Origin of the sequence: Citrifermentans bremense R1 (assembly GCF_000426865.1) — a bacterium.
Lineage (GTDB): Bacteria > Desulfobacterota > Desulfuromonadia > Geobacterales > Geobacteraceae > Geomonas > Geomonas bremensis.
Window position 1 is genome coordinate 33,605 of record NZ_AUGE01000006.1, and the last position, 19,565, is coordinate 53,169.

Genomic DNA, 19,565 nt, shown 5'->3' on the forward strand with positions numbered 1-19,565 from the left:
AACTTTGGGCACTGCTACCGTACGGGATGTTGCGACCGCATGAATGCCCACAGTTTTGATTTCGGCAGGTATAGAGGGCCAAACTTTCCTCCTGTTACCAGCACCATTTTCGTCTTCGGGTGTTGTTTCACGTAGTGCGCCGCAATCATCCCATTCCGCTGTTGCGCAAGGTCTGAGCCTCGCAGAAGTACTGGAACACGCGCCCGTTGGATACACTTTCGAAAAGCGGCTGGAACGTCCGCTTTATGAACTCGGTGTGCGTGTTGTTGAGATCGGCATTGGTTCCGATTGGCAACCCTTTTCTCTCCTCCTCGGTTAATGCCTTGTACCCCTGTCGCGAAACTTTTATCACTGTCTCTCTGGGGACATTCAAGGCGACCAAAGGGATCTTGTTGTCCCGGGCAAACAAGAAAATTTCACGGTAAAGGCGCCAGTCGTAGGTCCAGTTCTGCGCGAAGACAGGCTGGAACTGCTCCTCGGTTATTTTGCCGCTGACCCAGTCGTCGAGTTGCTGCTGGCTATTGGACTGCATCACTTCCAGTCCGATAGCCATCCGTTGTTTATGGTCTAGGAGTGAGCGAATGATCGATAGTTGCAGTTCATGGGCAGCCGGCTTATCGTGGACCTCGCCAATCAGCGCTAGGTCGGCTGCTTTGGCCTTTGCCGTCAACTGTTGGAAGGTGACTATCTCGTGATCCCTTACACGCGTGATGGAAACTGCATGGGCTTGGACAGACCCAAATAGGCATAACAGCAATAGTAACGGCGTACGAAGCATGATGAGCATCTGCAATCTCCGCTGGGGCGTGTGACAACAGGAAATAGAAGCTGCAGATTACAACAATAGCTGTTAGAGCAAAAGTAGAAATGACGGCGGTACGCAGGAAGCTTTTTACTGCCTGGAAGCTGCGTGAGTGCGGAGGGACGTTGTGAAATTCCTGTTAATATGCAGTACGGTGCTTCTTTTGGCCGTCGCGGGGGGAGGGGGTGCCGGTGGTGCCGAACTAGGTCCACGGGTGGAGGCGCAGGAGGTTTCTATTTCGTTGGAGCCTGAACGTCACCTGGTGGTGGGGCAGAGTAGCATCGTATTTGAGCATGGTGCGGAGAGGGTCTTGTTACGGCTGGCTGAGACTGCGCAGGTCGAGTCCGCTCGGGCTGCGGGCAAAGAGATTCCTTTTTCCTTCGCTAGGGGGACACTGGTCCTTGAACTGCCTCAAGGCGAAAACGTTACCATAACCGTCTCGTATCGGGCCGAATTCAACGACCCTGTCTCCCGGAATCCGGCGGCAGGTGAGGATCCAAGTTATGGCGTCAGCGCTGCGATCACAGCTGAGGGGACTTTTCTTGGTGGCGGTTCCCACTGGTACCCAGTTCCGTCACAGGTGCCTTTGTGTCGCAAAATCAGCATAACCGCCCCGGCGGGGATCGAGGGCATCACTAACGGGGCCAGGATACTCAGAGAAACATCTGGGGGAGTGACGAAGTCTGTGTGGCAGGAGTCGCGGCCGGTTGGGGTGCCATCGGTGAGTGCCGGGCCGTACCTGATTGAGGAGAGGCAGGCGGCGGGTGTCACGCTTTACAGTTATCTTTACCGGGACAATGCCAATTTGGCGCCTCGGTACTTGCACGCGGCTGCCAAGTACCTGTCTTTTTACCAGGGGCTCTTCGGTCCGTACCCCTTTGAAAAATTCGCAATTGTAGAAAACTTCTTTCCGACCGGTTATGGTTTCCCATCTTTTACGCTACTTGGCGGAACAGTAATTAGGCTTCCCTTCATCGCCGACACCAGTCTTCCCCATGAGATCGTCCATTCTTGGTGGGGTAATGGGATAGACGTCGATCTGAGCCAGGGGAACTGGTGCGAAGGGCTCGTTACCTATCTAGCCGATTACCTGCTTAAGGAACGCCGCTCACCAGCCGAGGCGCTGGAATACCGCAAACAGCTCCTGATCGACTACGCCTCGCTGGTAACTGCTGAAAACGACTTTCCTCTTACCAGTTTTGTCAGCCGTAATGATCCTGCCTCGCGTGCCATAGGGTACGGAAAGGGTGCAATGCTGTTTCACATGATCCGTTCCCAGATAGGGGATGACGCGTTCTTCAATGCCCTGCGGGCAATAGCTCGTGATCGCGTGTATGGTTCGGCTTCATGGAACGATCTTGTTGCGGCATTCTCGCGTAGCGCTGGCTGTGACCTCTCTCCTTGGCTGGCAGAGTGGTTGTCTCGTCCTGGCGGCCCGCGTTTTTCATTGTCGCAGGTGGAGAAGAAACGCCAGGGGGATGGATGGTTGGTGACCGGTACGGTCTATCAGTCCTCCCATCCATTCGATGTACGGTTGCCGCTAACTCTAGAGACCGAGAGTGGAGTGATTGAGAGCGTGGTACCGGTGCACGATCAAAATAGTGTTCGCTTCGCCATATTCACGCCTGTACCGCCGAAACGGCTCCTGCTTGATCCTGAAGCTTCCATCTTCCGAATTATTTCTCCTGCAGAAATCCCGGCTACTGTAAACAGCATCAAAGGGTCTACCTCACTTGTCGGTGTCATTACTAAGAATTGCAAGGCACCGCCAGAGTTATTTAAAGCCATGCTTGATTCCCTTTCCCAAGCTGACGCGCGCGTGCTGATCGAGTCAGTCTTGGATCCGGCCCAGGCTCAATCCGACGATCTGGTTTTTTGCGGGATGCCGCAGAAGATTTCTCTGCTGCAAATTCCGCAGCAGGTAAATACAGCCTATAAGTCAACCATTGCAGCCGCAGGCGACGATAGCCTACTTTTCGTGGTCCTCAAACATAATCCCCCTGGAAGAGGGGTTATCGCGTTGTTTCAAGCGGAATCTAGGGCCGCAGCTGAAAAGTACGCTGCAAAAATAACGCATTATGGCAAATACGGTGTTCTGATCTTTTCTGCTGGTTCAATCAGAATGAAGGGAACCGGCATAGCAGCCGGAGAAGGGCGCTTGATAGATTTCTTAAATTGAAGCTCACCAGGCTTTTGATCGCTGTTCTTTCTGTTGATCCAATCGCCTCCTCTCGCGGAGGGGGCTGTTCTTTCATCCCTACCACATTCCCTTGGTTGAAAATTTATAAACACAAATTAAATTTATTTAAGTTGTCGGCTGCGTCTCCGATAAGGTTACAGAATCGCGAGGGAAGTGGTTCTGTAGAGATGGCCACTCTGCAGAACGTTCCTGCATGCAAGCAAAACTCCGGTTCGAAAACCACCGGCAGAACGCCGGGTCGCCTAGAAAAGGAGCAACGCCATGACAGTAAGTGATATTTCCTTGACCGCCGGGATGCGAACGAACCTTCTCTATCTGCAGAACACCAGCCAACTCCTTAATAGAACACAGCAGAGGGTATCTTCGGGAAAACAGGTGAATAGCGCACTGGACAATCCGACCAACTACTTTGCAGCCCAGAATGCTACACAGCGCGCAAGCGACCTATCTGACCGAAAAGATGGCATGTCTGAGGCGGTGCAGACTGTGAACGCGACCAACGCAGGCCTCACCGCTATAACCGGACTGATCAACGCCGCCAAAGGTGTAGCGCAGTCGGCCCTTTCTACTAGTGATACTATCACTCGTGCTAAGCTTGCTTCACAATACGACACCATCCGCTTCCAGATTGATAACATCTCCTCTGATTCCGGTTATCGCGGTCTCAACTTGTTGAGTAATATTAACACGTTGACAGTGAACTTTAATGAAGATGCTACCTCCAAGCTCAATGTGATAGGGTTCTTGGGAAACTCGATCGGTCTGAGCCTTACTGCAGCGAGTGGTACCTGGCAAGCCAACTCGAACATTACAACGGATATGGCGCTCATGGATACAGCTATATCCACTTTGAGGAGTAACACCCAAACCTTGGCTGCAAACCTTAATATCATCACTACGCGTCAGAGCTTCACCGACCAAATGATCAACACTCTGCAAACAGGTGCCGACAATCTGACCTTGGCAGATATGAACGAAGAAGGCGCCAATATGCTGATGCTGCAGACGCGGCAATCATTAGGGACGACATCACTGAGCTTGTCATCGCAGGCTGCTCAGTCAATACTAAAGTTGTTTTAGTTTAATTCGGCGGAACGGCTTTCCTTGGCCGTTCCGCCTGTCGCCTTTGATCTGGAGCACATATGAAGAGCGCAAAATACAGGTCACGCGAGGAGCATGTCGCACGTCGAGGGACAGGCTGGGAAAACGGCGGGGCAGTCATTTCGCAACAGGCTATGCTCTTAACTGACGTGATGCCTGCTTCAGTGGAAATGAAGCAAAGCAACGCTGGGTTGTATGTTTTCGACCTTAGTCAGGAGCGGGCAAATATCATGAAGCTCGCCTGCAGCGTATTGCTGCGCCAGACACCCCTTGCCACCTCTTCGAAGGCAGCACAAGTGGTGTTCAGGCAGTTTTGACATGTGTAAAATCGATGTTCAACATTCCTATCACTGAACCCGTCGCCATAGTTACAGGGCCTGGAAATTGCAGTATGCCCTGCGTCTATCTGGAATGGTTAGCCTGGCGGGTCGAGGAGGGGCGCATGCTTGTTCAAGTGAATTGGACAAACAACCGTTACGATTACGTGAATGACTATATGCTTGACAGTCTGATAGAGGCTGGAGTTGTCGCAAGATTTCTTCGATCTACAGGTTGGGTCATCGTTGGCATAGATCCCATCCGTTCCCCTAAGCAGCCTAACACTTATACTGGTCCTGAGAGACGGATATTTGGTGAGTGCAGCGCCAAATAGTATGCTGGCTGTCGGATCCTTTTACAGCTATGAGCAGGCGTGTCGACTTCTCTTACATGTTTCACATCTTGCAGATTTCCCACTAGATGCTGTCATTTGTGTCATCTTTGCTCCGTGCCCTACCTTATCAGCGCTAAAGGGACTATGTCATTGGTTGCTGTTGTGACTGCCCCGATGGTCTGCACTATTGCCTTAAGGGTGGCGGAGTCATTTCTTGGCTCTTCAGGGTTTTCCGTGGGTAACAAGATCTGATTTGCTATAATCCCTCCTTTGAAAGGGGGGAGCTATGCGAGATACCGACCTGTATCGCCACCTGCTGGGTCTGGAGTCGCCGTGGACTGTTGCAAAGGTCGACCTGTCAGTATCAACCCAGCGTGTGGATGTTGCCGTTGAGCATCCCAAAGGCCAGAAGTGGCCTTGTCCGGTCTGTGGTGACTTGCTGCCAGTCTACGATCACTCGGAAGAGAGAGTCTGGCGGCACCTTGATAGCTGCCAATTCCAAACCTTCTTACATGCCAGACCACCTCGCGTTCAATGCCCAAAGGATGGCGTCCATCAAGTGCGGTTGCCGTGGGCTGAGCCCAAAGCGAGGTTCACACTGCTGTTCGAGCGCTTGGCAATCGACGTGATGCAGGTAACCCACATACAGGCTGCTCGCCAAATCCTGCGTATCAGTTGGGATGTAGCGTGGCACATCCTCTCTCGGGCCGTCCAGCGCGGACTGCAGCGTAAAGAGCCTCGGCTGATCGAGCACCTGGGTGTCGACGAGAAATCAATCGCCCGTGGCCAGCGGTACTTCACCCTGGTCTGCGACCTCGATCTTGGCACCGTTGAACACATCGGTGATGGCCGCGACAAGCGCAGCTTTGAAACGTATCTTGAGAGCCTGACCGACGAGCAACTCGCGGCGATCACCGCCATCGCGATGGACATGCACGAGGCCTACTTCCAAGCGGCATTGGCCAAGGTCCCCGATGCGGAACGGAAGATCGTCTATGACCTGTACCACATCACGCAGCACATGACCGGTGCGGTCGACCAGGTCAGGCGCACGGAGCACAAGGTTCTTGCGGAAGAGGGGGATAATCGCCTGGCCCGGACCAAGTACATGCGGCTCTACGGCCAAGAGAGAGTCCCTCGAAAGTACTGGGCGAGTTTCTATCTGTTACGTAAGAGCGACCTCAGGACGGCTAAAGCCTGGGCGTTAAAGGAAAATCTGAGGCGCCTGTGGCGGTACAAACGTCTCTCGGCGGCAAGCTCCCACTGGAAGAGCTGGTATTTCTGGGCGACCCACTGTCGGCTAGACCCGGTGGTGAAGGTTGCGAAGATGCTGAAGGCCCGCCTGCCGCAGGTGTTCAACTACTTCATCCACCGCGTAACAAACGCTCTGAGTGAGGGCATCAACTCGAAGGTAGAGGTTATCAAGAACGCCGCTCGTGGTTTTCGGAACGCGGAGCGGTTCAAAATCATGATCTGGTTCAGACTTGGCGGACTCGATCTTTACCCCGTCACCCACGGAAAATCCTGAAGAGCCCATTTCTTCTCGGATAGCATAGGCGATGGCGTCAAACCCACATCACCAGATTTTTTAGGTGGATTGGGTAGGCCTGCGCGAGTGGCATAACGGGTGATTGTACCTGATGTTGAACGTACTTAGACTTACCAGAAGTGCCATTTACCCGTGAAAAGCACAAAGCAGGCGAGGGCAAAGTTGGTGATGGCGTGTGCCAGAATGCATTGCGCAATGCTTTTGGTCTTGTACACTATCAGGCTGTAAACGACGCCGGCTATCGTGCCGGCTACGATAAGATGGTGTTCTAAGCCGAACAAAACTGTAGAGATGAGGAAAGAACTCCAGGTAAAGGAGCCAATCGGGATCGATTCGAAGTCCGTATCCACAAGATAGCGCAGCAGAAAGGATCTCCAGAATACTTCCTCCATGATAGGCACAACGAGGACGGCACCTGCAACCCGAAACGCAGTCATTAATACCCTTACCACTCCGTCTGGGAGCAGCATCGGATTGAAGCCGCCAGGAGGGGACGCGAGTGTGACGACCCAGTCTGCTGAAACCCAAATTGCGAAGGTTAAAAGACCGATTAGGACAACAGAAACAGTGCTCCACAGTTGTCCAAGATCCTGGATGCGTATTTCATGGTAAAACGGGGAATGCTTGTATAGCAGCAAAGCTACTGCAACAGTCTTTATCGGATATAGGTAGAACAACGTAGTGATAGGTAGATCCAGCCAGTGCTGCTGTATGGCATACCGGAAGGATTCCTCTAATGCAATGAATGCCATGAACATGGCGAAGGGGACTGTGCGTCGATAGATGGCCATGTTAAGCCGTGGAAAATACACGGGATTGGTCATGATAGCCCCTATTGCCACAATCTAAGATCTTCAGCTGTAAAGCCGAGGCGGCTTCGGAAGAAATTAAATGTGTCGGGATCTTTTACAGTTGTCCCAAGGTGTCGGGTTTCTTGACATGCTGTACCTGCGTTACTTTTTGCGACGTGTTATACGAAAAAAAGGCGGCACTTGAAAGTGCCGCCAATTCTCATGACTGCCTGGCATCTAGACGTTCTTCCGGCGTTTGCAATAGATAGCAAGGCTAAGTAAGCCAGCTCCAAAAAGTACCATGGTCGCAGGTTCCGGAGTGGGGATGATGTCTACTCCGGCATCGAAGCTAGACGTCCCCCGATTACGTCCGAAATCTATAGTCACAACCTCGCTAAGGGTAAAGGGGTTGACTAAATCTATGAGCGCGCTGTCCTCCGCGTGGAAGGACATCCCCGAGTTAATTAAGGAGAGTTCCGGGAGTTGTTGCGTGCTAGTGCCATCGGTACTGTAAGTTATTGTGTTAGTAATTTGATCTCCCACTTTGATGGACCCGCCAATCCCATACTTCACGAGAGCATTGGGGGATAAGTCTGTCCTCAGGTTCGGTAAAGACAACCCAGAGTCAGTCAACGTGAAAGTGAGTGACCCTCCGAGGGTGGAAGATGTGAACACAGCACTAAGGTGAAGGGCTTGCGGCCAAGAGGCGTATGGATGGCTAAATCCCTGTGCGGACTCAACCGTTACTAGGTAGTTGCCTACTAGCATGTCCATAAAGCTAATCTTACCGTTTATGCCACTCATGTCGCCGACTTGCCCATCTGTGATCGTCTTTGACTCTGTTCCACTTGTTACTGTTAAAGTGAGGGCTTGTGCCGTTGTTCCGATGCCTAACATCAGCATCATACCTGCCAACATTGCAGCCATGCGTTTCATATTATGGTCTCCTTTATCCACAAGTTGCTCCATTATCCGAATCGTAGTGTGCGATGCTACTGCAACTGCGGTGCCAAAGCTTTAAGATGCTATAAATACATGTTTGTAACTGCTTCATGTGGAAGGGGTGTAAAGGAAACCGACAGTGCCAGGGGACGAACTGGACTCCAGGCTCTGGTGCAGGCTCAATGGAGTCAGCATGTGACATTAGTGTTTAGTTATTTAGACGGGTTCTACATATTAAAGGGGTTGAGAAATAAAAACCGGGAGAATCAGCAAAGAGCTCGTACTAGCAAGGATATTCTATTGCAGACGCTTACCCTTCTACTCATGTGACAGTAGGAGCATTCGAAAGGGTAATAACCGGAGGTCTACTTTGACAACTTTGCTGGCACGCGAGATGCTTACTGAAATGGCCTTCTATACAAGGTTCATCTCATAAAAATGGCGTGAAAATTATATTTGTGATTGTTAATTATACATTTTATAGATTCTGGTGCTTTGCTTCTGCTTTGTAATCTACTACCTCTCAATATTAGAGTCATGTTTTTGTATTGAGCTATCCGTGACAACTCTCTGTTTCGTAGTCGTTAAAATGGGGTATTCCGCCTGCTATAGTCAAAAAATTCACTTGATAATTAGAGCCCCTTCTGTTAAAAAATCCGACAGCAACCTTTAATCTTCTTTTTCTAGCAGATGCTCTCAACTTTCGGTTATCTCCGAGGTGATTATGATGAAGAAGTTTTGTCTCGCGTGTGTCATCCTGCTCACCTGTGTTGGATGCAGCAGTAAGACGAAAGAGTCACTATATAACGAAGGAAAGCAACAGATGGAGGCTTCTAATCCTGGCGCTGCCGTGGTCTTCTTCAAAAACGCGCTGGAAAAGGATGGGAATTATCTGGAGGCACGTTTCCAGTTAGCCAAGGCATATGCCGCACTTGGAAAGAACGAGCAGGCGGAAAAGGAATTCACCAAAGTCCTGACCCAGAATCCGACTAGGGACGAGGTACTGCTGGAACTGGCTAAGCTGAATAATGCTGCTGGGAAAGGTGACCAAGGTTTCAGATATGCCACGCAATATCTCGCAAAACATTCAGGGGCGGTTGACGGTCTCGAGGCTGCGGGGATTTCCTGTCTTGTCAGTAAAAAGCACCAGGAAGCACGTGAATACCTTACCCAGGCTCTCAGAGTCGATCCTTCCCGCAGCGCCACAAAGTTGGAGCTTGCGTCGGTAGATATGGCCACAGGTGATACTGAGAGGGCCAAGGCTTTACTCAATGAAGTGATCCTAGCGGAACAGAAAAATTTTAAGGCGCTCTACATGCTGGCAGCCATAGAGAACAATTCGGGCCACGGCGATAAGGCTGCCACCCTGTATCAAAAAATATTGCAACTGGACCAGAATCAGGTCCATGCTCTGTATAAACTAGGGCTGCTGTATTTGGAAAGGGGTGAGGTGGACAAGGCTGATCAAAGTGCCGACCAGATGATGAAGGCCTTCCCCAAAAAAGGTGATGGTTACCGCCTTAAAGGGCTGGCGGCCTTTTACCGCAAAAGATTCGACGACGCCATTACTTCGCTGCAGCAGTCTGTGAAGCTCTCACCGACCCTTGAGGCATATCATTTCTTGGGACTTAGCTACTACAGCAAGGGCGAGTTGGAGAACGCCCTGAGCCAGTTCCGCGTGGTGTTGGACCGGGTGCCTGAAGCTCGCAAGTCTAGGCTCATGACTGCGCAGACCCTATTGGCGCAAAAGCGGACTGAGGACGGCATAGCCGAGATCAAGAAGGTTTTGGCCTCCGACGACAACGACGCTGTGGCCCACAACCTCCTGGGAGGGGCCTACATGTCACAGGGGCTCTTCGAGGAGGGGATGCGCGAGCTGAACCTAGCCACAAAGCTCGATCCCAAGATGGTCAACGCCCACCTCAAGAAGGGCGCCTTTTATTTCAGTAAGGGGAGGTATACCGAAGGAGAGACAGAACTTGCCACCGCCGTTCAAGCCGCTCCCGACGCCCAAAACAGCCGGCTTTTGCTTGCTTCCTACTACCAGAGCCAAAAAAAGCCGGCGAAGGCGCTCTCGACGCTTAAATCGGGACTGAAAGGGGGCAAAGGCGATGCCCCGCTTTACAACGCTATTGCTTCGCTGCAGTTCTCTGGGGGAAACAAGGCGGAGGGGATCAAGACTCTGGAGCAGGCCAAGCGCGTTGACCCCGGCTTTGCGGCGACCTACCAGAACCTTGCCGGCGTTTACGCCGCAACCGGAGATTATCCCCGCGCGATGGCGGAGCTTAACCAGTTGCTCGCCAGGGATGCCGGCAACCTGCGCGCTCTGCTCGGCCTTGCCGCCCTGAGCGAAATCAGTGGCAAAGAGTCGGACGCAGTCGCCTATTACCAGAAAGCTACCCAGACCAAGGCGCCGGAAGCGTTCCTGGCCCTGGCTGGTTACCATCAGAAAAAAGGCAATGCGGCGAAGGCCATAGCCGTTTTGGACGAGGAGATCAAACTAGATCCTCGCGCCATTTCGGCGCTCGAAGCAAAAGGACGCATTCTGGCGTCGCAGAAGGAGTACCAGAAGGCCCTAAAGGTATTCGACCAGGTCGAGGCCCTTAACGAGGAGCGTGGCGTTGCACTCAAGATAGGCGCCTATGTGGCGATGAACGATTCTTCCAAGGCCGTCGAGCAGGCAGGTCGTCTCATCGCGAAACGTCCCGGTTCCAGCCAGGGGTACCTGCTCCTCGCCACGGTCCACCAGAGTCTCAGGAATATCCCTGCCGCTATCAACGAGGTGAACAAGGCAATCCGCGCCGATGGCAAGAGCGTGGAGGCCCGCATCGCCCTGGGGAACCTCTACCAAGCCACGAAGGAGTACGACAAGGCGCTCGCCTCTTACCAATATGCGCAGAGGATGAATCCTGATTCCGTCGCCGCCCAGTTCGCCATCGGTGCTCTTTATGACAGTACCGGTAAAAAGAATCAGGCGGCTGATGCATACCGTGCGGTCCTGCAGAAAAATGACAGATATGTCCCGGCCCTCAACAACCTTGCCTACCTCTGTGCCGATGGGTACGGCAGCAAGGAAGAAGCGCTTCGGCTGGCGATCAGTGCTTTCAAGCAGCAGCCGGGCAACCCCGGCGTCATGGACACCGTCGGCTATGCACTGGCCAAGAACGGCCGCAGTGCTGACGCAGTGAAGGTTATGGAACGTGCCGTCGCGCTGCTTCCCAACGACCCGACCGTGCGCTACCACCTAGGACTTGCCTACTATTTGGCCGGGGACAGGGCGAGGAGCGAGCAGGCGCTGCAAAAATCCCTTTCACTGGGGCAGTCGCCGGACACCAAGGCGGCGCAGACGCTCCTGGCGGAGTTGAAGAGATAAACATCCTGCCGCATCCTCAGTTGCGCCAAGTTTATGGCTACGACTGGCAGCGATGTCGTCATACAGTTTCCTGTTCTTGTAGAAGGCCACCATAAACGGCAGATCGGGAATAAGAGTTATGAACCTCCGTGTAGCCTTCAACCTTTTCACCGATGCCCTCATGGCCCTGGCCGCACTGATTTTTGCGGCCGGCGTCCGTTTCGGCCGCTTCGACCTGCCCGAAAACTGGGCGGCGGAGCAGGGGGTGGCAGCTGGCACGATCTTCGTGGGGGTCACCCTTTTTTCCTCCTACCTCATGGAGGTGCACAGTCTCCCCAAGGAGAGCCGCAAACGCGAGATCTTTGCGGCCTGTTTGCAGTCCGGCTGCGCCGCCTTTTTCCTGCTCTCCGTGCTCTACTATCTGGACCCAAGCCTCATGCTGGGGCGTGGCGTCCTTTTCTTTGCCCTTGGCTTTTTCATCATCTTCCAGTTCGCGTGGTACGCCATTTCCGGAATTGAAGCCCGCACTGTTCCTTTCGCGCAGCGCGTGCTAATCCTTGGCACCGGCGACCTTGCCTGCCGGCTGGGAGGACTGATCACCTTACAGGGCGGTTCCTTCACCTTGGCCGGCTACCTTGAATGCGGTGAAGGGATGCCGGCGGCAACGGTGCACCAGTCCGAAACCTTCAATTCCCAGGTGATGCCCGTTGAGGGGGACCTGTTGCAGACCGCGCGCAACCACAAGGTCTCCATCATCGTGGTGGCGCTTGCCGAGAGGAGGGGAGTCCTGCCGTTGCAGGAGATGATGCGCTGCAAGCTGAACGGTATAGAGATCGTCGACGCTCCCACCTTCTACGAGATCGTACAGGGAAAGCTCATGCTGGAAGAGATGACGCCGAGCTGGATCATCTTTTCATCAGGGTTTCGCAGGAACGCACTCATCAACGTCTACAAACGTTGCGTCGACATCCTCCTTTCCGTCGTCGGGCTCCTTTTGGTCGCCCCCTTCTTCCCCTTGATCGCCCTGGCCATCAAGCTGGATTCCCCGGGGCCGCTCTTCTTCAAGCAGGTGCGCGTTGGCACCGGGGAAAAGCCGTTTCTTTTGTACAAGTTCCGCTCCATGTGCCAGGACGCCGAGCGAAATGGCGCCGTCTGGGCAGCGAAAAACGACGCGCGCGTCACCCGCGTAGGAAAGTTTCTGCGCAACTCGCGTATCGACGAGATTCCCCAGCTCTACAACGTGCTCAAGGGGGAGATGAGCTTCATAGGCCCCAGGCCTGAGCGCCCCGAGTTCGTGGAGAACCTTAAGAAAGATATTTACTACTACTCGAAACGGCACACCATCAAACCCGGGGTCACCGGGTGGGCCCAGGTCCGCTACCCCTACGGCGCCACGGTTGAGGACGCCAAGGAAAAGCTTCGCTACGATCTCTACTACATCAAGAACCTTTCCTTCCTTCTTGACACGCAGATCATCTTCGAGACCGTGAAGGTGGTTTTGTTTGGCCGGGGGCGGTAGGAGGGCAGGAGGTGCCCAGATGAAACTGAAAGTCCTGCTTTTGTCCGTCTTTCTCATCACGTGCATGCCCCTTTTTGTCCTGGCGGCTGACTACCAGATCGGCGAGGGAGACAGCCTCGACATTGCGGTCTGGGGGGTGAAGGAGCTGAATTTCCCGGTAAAAGTGCGTCCTGACGGCAAGATCACGGTCCCCGGACTGGGCGAGGTGGTCGCCAGCGGCATGGCTCCCAGTGCACTGCAGGCTCATCTCGCGGCAAGACTCAAGGAACTGGTGAAAAACCCCATCGTCACCGTCACCGTGCGTGAGATCACCAACTCCAAGGTCTACATCTTCGGCTCGGGCGTTAAGGCCGCCGTCTACGACCTCTCTCGCCGTACCACTTTGTTGCAGCTCCTTTGCACCCTGCCGGACGTGAAGACCGCCGATCTCCGCAATTCTTACCTGTTGAGGGGAGGGCAGAAGGTGAAGACCGACCTGTACCGGCTCTTCACCCTGGGGGACATGGGGCAGGACCTGCTCCTTGAATCCAACGACTCCCTCTTCATCCCGCTTCTGACCGACCGCAGCGTCTACGTCCTAGGCGCGGTCAACACCCCGAAGGCGATCGAGTACCGGGAGGGGATGAAGGTGATGGAAGCGATCCTTGAGTCGGGGGGGTTCAACAAGTTCGCCAACCAGAACGAGGTGCTGGTACGCAGGAAAAACGGCGCCCAGGAACAGTCGCTGGAGGTTAAGGCCAAAAAGCTGTTCAAAGACGGTGACTTGAGCCAGAACATCGAGCTCAAGCCGGGCGATTACGTGCTGGTAAAGGAGAGTTTCTTCTAGCGCTTGGAAATATTCCCGCAGCATTTTCCGGATGGAAGCAGCACCTTTTGAGGACAGGAGTCTTATGCAGTCGCCAGAGACCGAGTACAAGAAGTATCTGCAACTGTTGATCAGTAACAAGGAGCGATTTGTCGTCATCGCCCTGCTGCTGATGACCGTGGCCTTCGTGGTCAGTTTCGTGGTTCCGCGCAAGTACCAGGCCACGAGCACCGTCTTTATCGAGAAGAACGTGATCAGCGAGCTGGTCAAGGGGATCACGGTGACCCCCTCCATGGAAGACACCATCAACGTCCTCACCTACGAGATCACCAGCCGCACCTTGCTCACCAAGGTCATGGCCAACCTCGATCTGGATCTGGGCAAGAACGACAGCGAGACCGAGGAGCTGATCAAGCAGCTGCAGCAAAGCACCAAGGTGAAGGTAAAGGACAAGAACCTCTTCACCATCTCCTTCACCCACACCAATCCCCGCATAGCCAGGGACTACGTAAACACGCTGGTGCGCCTTTACATCGAAGGGAACATCTCCTCCAAACGCGGCGAATCCTATGACGCCACCAAATTCCTCGCCGAACAGATCGACACCTTCAACGCCAAGCTGCAGAAGGCCGAGAACGAGGTGAACGCCTACAAGCGCGACAAGGGGGGGATCATAGCCATCGACGAGGGGAAACTCTTCGAGGAGATCAACCTCGCCCAGCAGAAGCTCTACGACCTTGAACTCAGACGCCGCCAGTTGGAAGGGATGCGCCAGATCACCAAGCGGACCGGGGATCCCCTGCAGAGCAGGCTCGCCGGGCTGCAGAAAAGGCTCGACGAGCTGCTGGTCGAGTACACCGAAAGCTTCCCCGAGGTGGTGAAGGTCAAGGGGGACCTCGAGACCGTGAAGGCGCAGATGTCGGCGCGCCGGGGGCAGCAGTCCCAGTCGCTCGATCCCGCGGAGCTGGCCAAAATAGAATCGGAAATCTCCGCCATCAAGATCACTGAAAACGGCCTGAGGCGCTACATAGACACCAACCGCGCCCTCTTGCAGACCATCCCTTCGGCGAAGGCGGGACTCGAGAAGCTGGAGCTGGAGAAGAAAAACCAGAAGAACATCTATGACCAGCTCTTTGCCCGTCACGGGCAGTCCGAGGTCTCCAAGCAGATGGAGGTGCAGGACAAGTCCACCACCTTCCGCGTCGTCGACCCGGCCCTGCTCCCGGTGAAGCCTTCCAGTCCGGACCGGCTGAAGCTGATGCTGCTGGGGATGGTGGGGGGGGTGGCAGGAAGCTTTGCGCTGCTTTTCCTGGTCGACCATCTGAACAACACGGTCAAAGAGGTGGAGTTCGTAAAGGGGCTGGGGGTGCTGGTCCTGGCGGTTATTCCGAGGCTGCACGACCCGGAGGTCGAGGCGAAGAGGCGCAGGCGCTCGCGGCTGATCCTGGGCTGCGCTTTGGTGTACTTCCTGGTGCTTATGGTTTTCCCTGGCATGGAACTCCTGGGGCTACCCTATATGGACAAGGTGCTGGACTTATTGTCCGCGCCGGAAGCCCGGTTGCGGATCAAGGGGCTTTTGCAGTGACCGCCGCAGAAACGAGGTTGATATGAGCAGAATAGAGGAAGCGATGGAAAAGGCGGCACGCATGAGGAAGGGGATGGAGCCTCCCCCTCCCGAGCCTGTGCGCGAGCCTGCGGGAGCCTCGGCGCTCCTGCATCAGACGCCGCACCCTGTGGGAAGCCCGGCGCTCCCGCCCCAGCCGCCGCAGATTTCGCCGGTCTCAGCGCAGTACGGAAGGCTCGCGCCGCAAAACCCCTTCCTGGTCAACCTGCACGACCCGCACTCGCCTGCGGCCGAGGAGTACCGGAAACTCAAGTCGGCGCTGGTGAAGATGACCACCGGCGACGTGTTTCGCAACTGCCTCATGGTGACCAGCTCGATTCCCAGCGAGGGGAAGAGCCTGACCGCGCTGAACCTGGCCATAAGCCTCGCCCAGGAACTGGACCACACTGTGCTCCTGGTCGACGCCGACCTGCGCCGCCCGTCCGTGCATCGTTATCTCAACGTGGAGCAGGGGGTGGGGCTTTCCGAGCTTCTGACCGGCGAGGCGCAGGTGGGTGAGACCATCATCCCGACCGGCATCGGGAAGCTCTCCATCATCAGGGCCGGGCGCGCCATCGAGAACCCCGCCGAGCTGTTCACCTCCCAGCGCGGCAAGGCGCTCCTGACTGAGCTGAAGCTACGCTACCCGGACCGCTACATCATCCTGGACACCCCGCCGGTGCTCCCTTTCGCCGAGGCGCGTTCCCTGGCGCATCTGGTGGACGGGGTGCTCTTCGTGGTCATGGAGCGGCTCGTATCCCAGGCCAACCTGAAAGACGCGCTGGAGTCGCTCAAGGCCTGCCCCATCCTCGGGATGGTGTACAACGCCGCTACGGTCGACCACAACGACGGGCGCTATTCCTATTACCGCTCCGCCGACAACGCCTAGGTTACCGGCGCCATCCGGTGCCACGGCCGGCAAGCTCCGGCCCCCGCAGCACCCGGGAGTACCTATGTACGAAGCATTTTTCCAGCTGCAAAAAAAGCCGTTCGAGCTCATCCCGGACCCGGATTTCATCTATCTCAGCCGCTCGCACAAAAAGGCGCTCACCTACCTCGACTACGGCATCAGGGAGCGGGTGGGGTTCATCCTCCTCACCGGGGAGGTGGGATCCGGCAAGACCACCATCATCAGGGATCTCCTGAACAAGCGTTACGAGCGCGTGGTGCTGGCGAAGATCTTCAACACCCGGGTCAATTCGGAACAGCTGTTGGCCATGATCAACGACGATTTCGGGCTCCCGGTCGCCGGAAAGGACAAGATCTCCCTGCTGCGCGAGCTGAATGATTTCCTCCTGGAGCAGTACGCCCTGGGGAACCATCCCATGCTGATCATCGACGAGGCGCAGAACCTTGCGGCCGACCTCTTGGAGGAGATCAGGATGCTCTCCAACCTGGAGAGTGCCCACGGCAAGCTTTTGCAGATCGTGCTGGTGGGGCAGCCGGAACTGCGCGAAACGCTGGCAAGGCCCGAGCTTTTGCAGCTCAGGCAGCGCATCAGCATCAACTGCCACTTAAAAGCGCTCTCCCTGGACGAGATGTCCGAGTACATCGAGCACCGCATGACGGTGGCGGGGAATAAAGACGCCCTTAGCTTCCCGCCGGGGACCCTCGACCTCGTCTACCAGTTCAGCCGCGGCATTCCCCGCCTGGTCAACATCATCTGCGATTTCCTGATGCTCTCCGCCTTCGCCGAGGAGAGCACCGTAGCCTCGGTCGAGATGGCGCGCGATGTCTTAGGAGACCTGGAGTTCGAGCAGCATTTTTGGGGGGACGGCAAGACCGGCACCAGGCCTGCCGCTGAGGCCGCGGCGAGACCGGCCGGCGGGGCGGAGGATGAGCGGCTCTCCACAGCCCTCTCCGAGGTCTGCGCCACCCTCGCATTGCTGCGCGAGGATTTCAACACGCATGTATCGAGGGTAGACAGCGAGGTGGCGCAACTGGGGCGCTCGGTGGCGGGGCTTGGCGCAGCGCTCGAACAGATACGGGAACAGGCGGTCCAGGAAAGCAACGTAGAAGGAGGTTTCGTGCGCAGGCTCTTCGGTTCCGGCGCGGCGAATGCGAACAAATGAAAAAGTTTCCGACCAAGAAATCGAATCCCTTCCGGCTCGGCCTGTTGGCCGCCACCCTCCTTGCGGGTGCCGCCCCTGCCGCTGCCGGCGACCTTACCTTCACTCCGCTTTTGACCCTCTCCGAGGAGTACAACGACAACGTCCTGGAGACGGCCCACGACAAGAAATCGGATTTCGTCACCAGGGCCCAGCCAGGCGCCGCGCTTCGCTATGGCTCCCGGTTTCTCACCGGGGACCTCAGCTACAACTTCGACTACCACTACTATGCACGCGGGACCAGGGACGAGGAGAAGAACCACTACGCGAGCCTCCACGGCACAGCGGAAATAGTGGACAACTTCTTCTTCCTCGAGGTAAGCGACACCCTGAGCCGGGTTTCGCTAGACGTCACCCGCGATGTAACCGGAGAGAGCCTCTTCGCCAACCAGTCCGACCAGAACACGGCCATCGTTTCCCCCTATCTGCTGTGGCATCTGGGGGAGAAGGGGACGCTCAAGACCGGTTACCGCTTCCGCGATACCACCTACTGGGGGTCGCCGGCCATCAGCAAGCGGGAGAACCAGGGCTTCGCCGAGGCGGGCCTGGAGCTCTCGCCCAAGTTTTCCCTCTCAGCCGGGTACGTCTTTGCCGCCGTCTCCACCGACATCATCGACTACGACCAGCATGATCTGAGCACCGGGTTCAAATATGAGTACGCCGACAAGTCCTTTCTCTTCGGTGGCATAGGGAACCGCTGGCAGCGCTTCTCCGGCTCGCGCGACGTGAGCAACCTTTTTTGGAACGGCGGGATCAGCAGGGATTTCGGGCAGCTGGTCGCGACCCTGCAGACCAAGGTCGTTTTCACCGAGGACCCGCTCGCCGTCTCTACCAAGGAAAAGACCTACGAAGGATCGCTGGAGAAGACCCTTGACCATGGCGCTGCCGGGGGGGCTATCGGCTACACCAAGTACACCGACACGACGAGCATGGCCACCGACAGGAAAAAAGCATACTTAAGCGGCTTTTCGCGGTACGAGCTGGCCCCGCGCCTGAGCGGCTCCCTTGTGCTGCTACTGGATAGAGTGAGCCGCCGGGCCACAACCGATTACGCCTACCACCTGAGCGGGACCGCCGGGGTAAGTTACGCCTTCAACTATGACATCACCGCCTCGCTCAGTTACAGCTACATCGACTACCGCCGTGACTGGGAGAGCGCGGCCGATGCCAGGACAACGAACCGGCTGATCCTTTCGCTGAAGAAGCTGTTCTAAGGCCACGACCGCTTGATCGCAACTTCCTGCCGGATCCGATCAACAGACCGCGCCCCTTTGGCGCCCGGGAGGTGAAGAGTGTTGAACGCCCTCACCATAGACGTCGAGGACTACTTCCAGGTAAACGCCTTCGAGCCTTACATCCCCCGTGAGAACTGGGACCGCTATCCCCTGCGCGTTGCGGGCAACGTCGCGCGCCTGCTCGACCTTCTGGATGAGTACCAGGTGAAGGCGACCTTCTTCGTGCTGGGATGGGTTGCGGAGCGTGTTCCCGGCACGGTGCGCGAGATCCAGGCTCGCGGCCACGAGGTGGCTTGCCACGGCTACGGCCACCAGCTCATCTTCCGGATCGGTCCGCAGCTTTTCCGCGACGACATCCGCAGGGCCAAAGCGGTGCTCGAGGATATCACCGGTACGGCTGTCCGGGGGTACCGCGCTCCCACCTACTCCATCACCAGGGAATCGCTTTGGGCCTTCGACCTGTTGCTGGAGGAAGGTTTCAGCTTCGATTCCAGCGTCTTCCCGGTCTATCACGACACCTACGGGATTCCCGACGCGCCCAGGTTCCCGTACCTGGTGCGGCGCGCGGCAGGGACACTGCAGGAGTTCCCGCTCACCACGCTCCCCTTGAAACTGGCGGGAAAAAGCGTGCAGCTCCCCATAGCTGGCGGGGGGTACCTGAGGCTTTTGCCGGCAGCGCTCATCAAGTGGGGCATCGACCGGGTCAACCGGGTGGAGGGGAAACCGTGCGTCCTCTACCTGCACCCCTGGGAGATAGACCCGGACCAGCCGCGCATCCAGGCGGGGTGGAAGTCGCGCTTTCGGCACTACAACAACCTCGCAAAGACTGAGGACAAGCTTCGCTACCTGCTCAAGGGGGTCCGCTACGGCACCATGAGCCAGGCGCTGGGGCTCTGAAGGAAGGGA

At 55.9% G+C, this 19,565-nt stretch carries 16 protein-coding genes; 13 read left to right on the forward strand and 3 right to left on the reverse strand.

Annotated features, from left to right (window positions below):
- Positions 1-145: 145 nt before the first annotated feature.
- Positions 146-787, reverse strand: a complete 642-nt coding sequence (locus tag K419_RS21690) for a ChaN family lipoprotein (RefSeq protein WP_226377645.1) — start codon at positions 785-787, stop codon at positions 146-148.
- Between the two features lie 142 nt (positions 788-929).
- Between K419_RS21690 and K419_RS0106495 the strand changes: the two genes are divergently transcribed.
- From K419_RS0106495 to K419_RS0106510, 5 genes are all read left to right on the forward strand, one after another.
- Positions 930-2,981, forward strand: coding sequence for a M1 family metallopeptidase (locus K419_RS0106495; protein ID WP_026840874.1), 2,052 nt, complete (start codon positions 930-932; stop codon positions 2,979-2,981).
- A gap of 282 nt (positions 2,982-3,263) precedes the next feature.
- Positions 3,264-4,082 (forward strand): flagellin N-terminal helical domain-containing protein, encoded by an 819-nt coding sequence (locus K419_RS0106500; protein WP_026840875.1) that lies wholly within the window; start codon positions 3,264-3,266, stop codon positions 4,080-4,082.
- A gap of 62 nt (positions 4,083-4,144) precedes the next feature.
- Complete coding sequence (locus tag K419_RS0106505; protein WP_026840876.1) at positions 4,145-4,420, forward strand: hypothetical protein; 276 nt, start codon at positions 4,145-4,147, stop codon at positions 4,418-4,420.
- Between the two features lie 125 nt (positions 4,421-4,545).
- Positions 4,546-4,755 (forward strand): GSU3473 family protein, encoded by a 210-nt coding sequence (locus tag K419_RS24410; protein ID WP_084154137.1) that lies wholly within the window; start codon positions 4,546-4,548, stop codon positions 4,753-4,755.
- Positions 4,756-5,041: 286 nt separating this feature from the next.
- The gene (locus tag K419_RS0106510; RefSeq protein ID WP_026840877.1) at positions 5,042-6,283 is read left to right on the forward strand and encodes an ISL3 family transposase; all 1,242 of its coding nucleotides are present in this window, start codon (positions 5,042-5,044) and stop codon (positions 6,281-6,283) included.
- Positions 6,284-6,414: 131 nt separating this feature from the next.
- Here K419_RS0106510 and K419_RS0106515 read toward each other — a convergent pair whose 3' ends face one another.
- Both K419_RS0106515 and K419_RS0106520 read right to left on the reverse strand, forming a co-directional pair.
- A complete protein-coding gene (locus K419_RS0106515) occupies positions 6,415-7,128 on the reverse strand; it encodes a CAAX prenyl protease-related protein (RefSeq protein ID WP_026840878.1) in 714 nt (237 codons plus the stop codon).
- A 204-nt stretch (positions 7,129-7,332) separates the two neighbouring features.
- Complete coding sequence (locus K419_RS0106520; protein WP_026840879.1) at positions 7,333-8,031, reverse strand: PEP-CTERM sorting domain-containing protein; 699 nt, start codon at positions 8,029-8,031, stop codon at positions 7,333-7,335.
- Positions 8,032-8,764: 733 nt separating this feature from the next.
- On the opposite strand from K419_RS0106520, the gene prsT reads away from it, so the two are divergent.
- The 8 genes from prsT (at position 8,765) to K419_RS0106560 (ending at position 19,556) form a co-directional block, all read left to right on the forward strand.
- Positions 8,765-11,410 (forward strand): XrtA/PEP-CTERM system TPR-repeat protein PrsT, encoded by a 2,646-nt coding sequence (gene prsT / locus K419_RS0106525; protein ID WP_226377646.1) that lies wholly within the window; start codon positions 8,765-8,767, stop codon positions 11,408-11,410.
- 118 nt (positions 11,411-11,528) lie between these two features.
- Positions 11,529-12,908, forward strand: coding sequence for a TIGR03013 family XrtA/PEP-CTERM system glycosyltransferase (locus K419_RS0106530; protein ID WP_026840881.1), 1,380 nt, complete (start codon positions 11,529-11,531; stop codon positions 12,906-12,908).
- 19 nt (positions 12,909-12,927) lie between these two features.
- Entirely contained in the window at positions 12,928-13,734 is an 807-nt protein-coding gene (locus tag K419_RS0106535; protein WP_026840882.1) for an XrtA/PEP-CTERM system exopolysaccharide export protein, read from the forward strand.
- Between the two features lie 64 nt (positions 13,735-13,798).
- Positions 13,799-15,298, forward strand: a complete 1,500-nt coding sequence (locus K419_RS0106540; protein WP_026840883.1) for an XrtA system polysaccharide chain length determinant — start codon at positions 13,799-13,801, stop codon at positions 15,296-15,298.
- Between the two features lie 22 nt (positions 15,299-15,320).
- Positions 15,321-16,205, forward strand: a complete 885-nt coding sequence (locus K419_RS0106545) for an XrtA-associated tyrosine autokinase (RefSeq protein ID WP_026840884.1) — start codon at positions 15,321-15,323, stop codon at positions 16,203-16,205.
- 64 nt (positions 16,206-16,269) lie between these two features.
- The gene (locus K419_RS0106550) at positions 16,270-17,388 is read left to right on the forward strand and encodes an XrtA/PEP-CTERM system-associated ATPase (RefSeq protein WP_026840885.1); all 1,119 of its coding nucleotides are present in this window, start codon (positions 16,270-16,272) and stop codon (positions 17,386-17,388) included.
- Positions 17,385-18,638: a TIGR03016 family PEP-CTERM system-associated outer membrane protein gene (locus K419_RS0106555; protein WP_026840886.1), complete on the forward strand. Its 1,254-nt coding sequence runs from the start codon at positions 17,385-17,387 to the stop codon at positions 18,636-18,638. The genes K419_RS0106550 and K419_RS0106555 overlap by 4 nt, the downstream gene beginning before the upstream one ends.
- A 78-nt stretch (positions 18,639-18,716) precedes the next feature.
- Complete coding sequence (locus tag K419_RS0106560; protein ID WP_026840887.1) at positions 18,717-19,556, forward strand: XrtA system polysaccharide deacetylase; 840 nt, start codon at positions 18,717-18,719, stop codon at positions 19,554-19,556.
- The last annotated feature ends 9 nt before the right edge of the window (positions 19,557-19,565 follow it).

Coding starts and splice junctions, on each gene's coding strand:
- prsT (WP_226377646.1), top strand. CDS start 8,765: ATGAAGAAGTTTTGTCTCGCGTGTGTCATCCTGCTCACCTGTGTTGGA.
- K419_RS21690 (WP_226377645.1), bottom strand. CDS start 787: ATGCTCATCATGCTTCGTACGCCGTTACTATTGCTGTTATGCCTATTT.
- K419_RS0106515 (WP_026840878.1), bottom strand. CDS start 7,128: ATGACCAATCCCGTGTATTTTCCACGGCTTAACATGGCCATCTATCGA.
- K419_RS0106520 (WP_026840879.1), bottom strand. CDS start 8,031: ATGAAACGCATGGCTGCAATGTTGGCAGGTATGATGCTGATGTTAGGC.
- K419_RS0106540 (WP_026840883.1), top strand. CDS start 13,799: ATGCAGTCGCCAGAGACCGAGTACAAGAAGTATCTGCAACTGTTGATC.
- K419_RS0106550 (WP_026840885.1), top strand. CDS start 16,270: ATGTACGAAGCATTTTTCCAGCTGCAAAAAAAGCCGTTCGAGCTCATC.
- K419_RS0106500 (WP_026840875.1), top strand. CDS start 3,264: ATGACAGTAAGTGATATTTCCTTGACCGCCGGGATGCGAACGAACCTT.
- K419_RS0106530 (WP_026840881.1), top strand. CDS start 11,529: ATGAACCTCCGTGTAGCCTTCAACCTTTTCACCGATGCCCTCATGGCC.
- K419_RS0106545 (WP_026840884.1), top strand. CDS start 15,321: ATGAGCAGAATAGAGGAAGCGATGGAAAAGGCGGCACGCATGAGGAAG.
- K419_RS24410 (WP_084154137.1), top strand. CDS start 4,546: ATGCTTGTTCAAGTGAATTGGACAAACAACCGTTACGATTACGTGAAT.
- K419_RS0106505 (WP_026840876.1), top strand. CDS start 4,145: ATGAAGAGCGCAAAATACAGGTCACGCGAGGAGCATGTCGCACGTCGA.
- K419_RS0106555 (WP_026840886.1), top strand. CDS start 17,385: ATGAAAAAGTTTCCGACCAAGAAATCGAATCCCTTCCGGCTCGGCCTG.
- K419_RS0106535 (WP_026840882.1), top strand. CDS start 12,928: ATGAAACTGAAAGTCCTGCTTTTGTCCGTCTTTCTCATCACGTGCATG.
- K419_RS0106510 (WP_026840877.1), top strand. CDS start 5,042: ATGCGAGATACCGACCTGTATCGCCACCTGCTGGGTCTGGAGTCGCCG.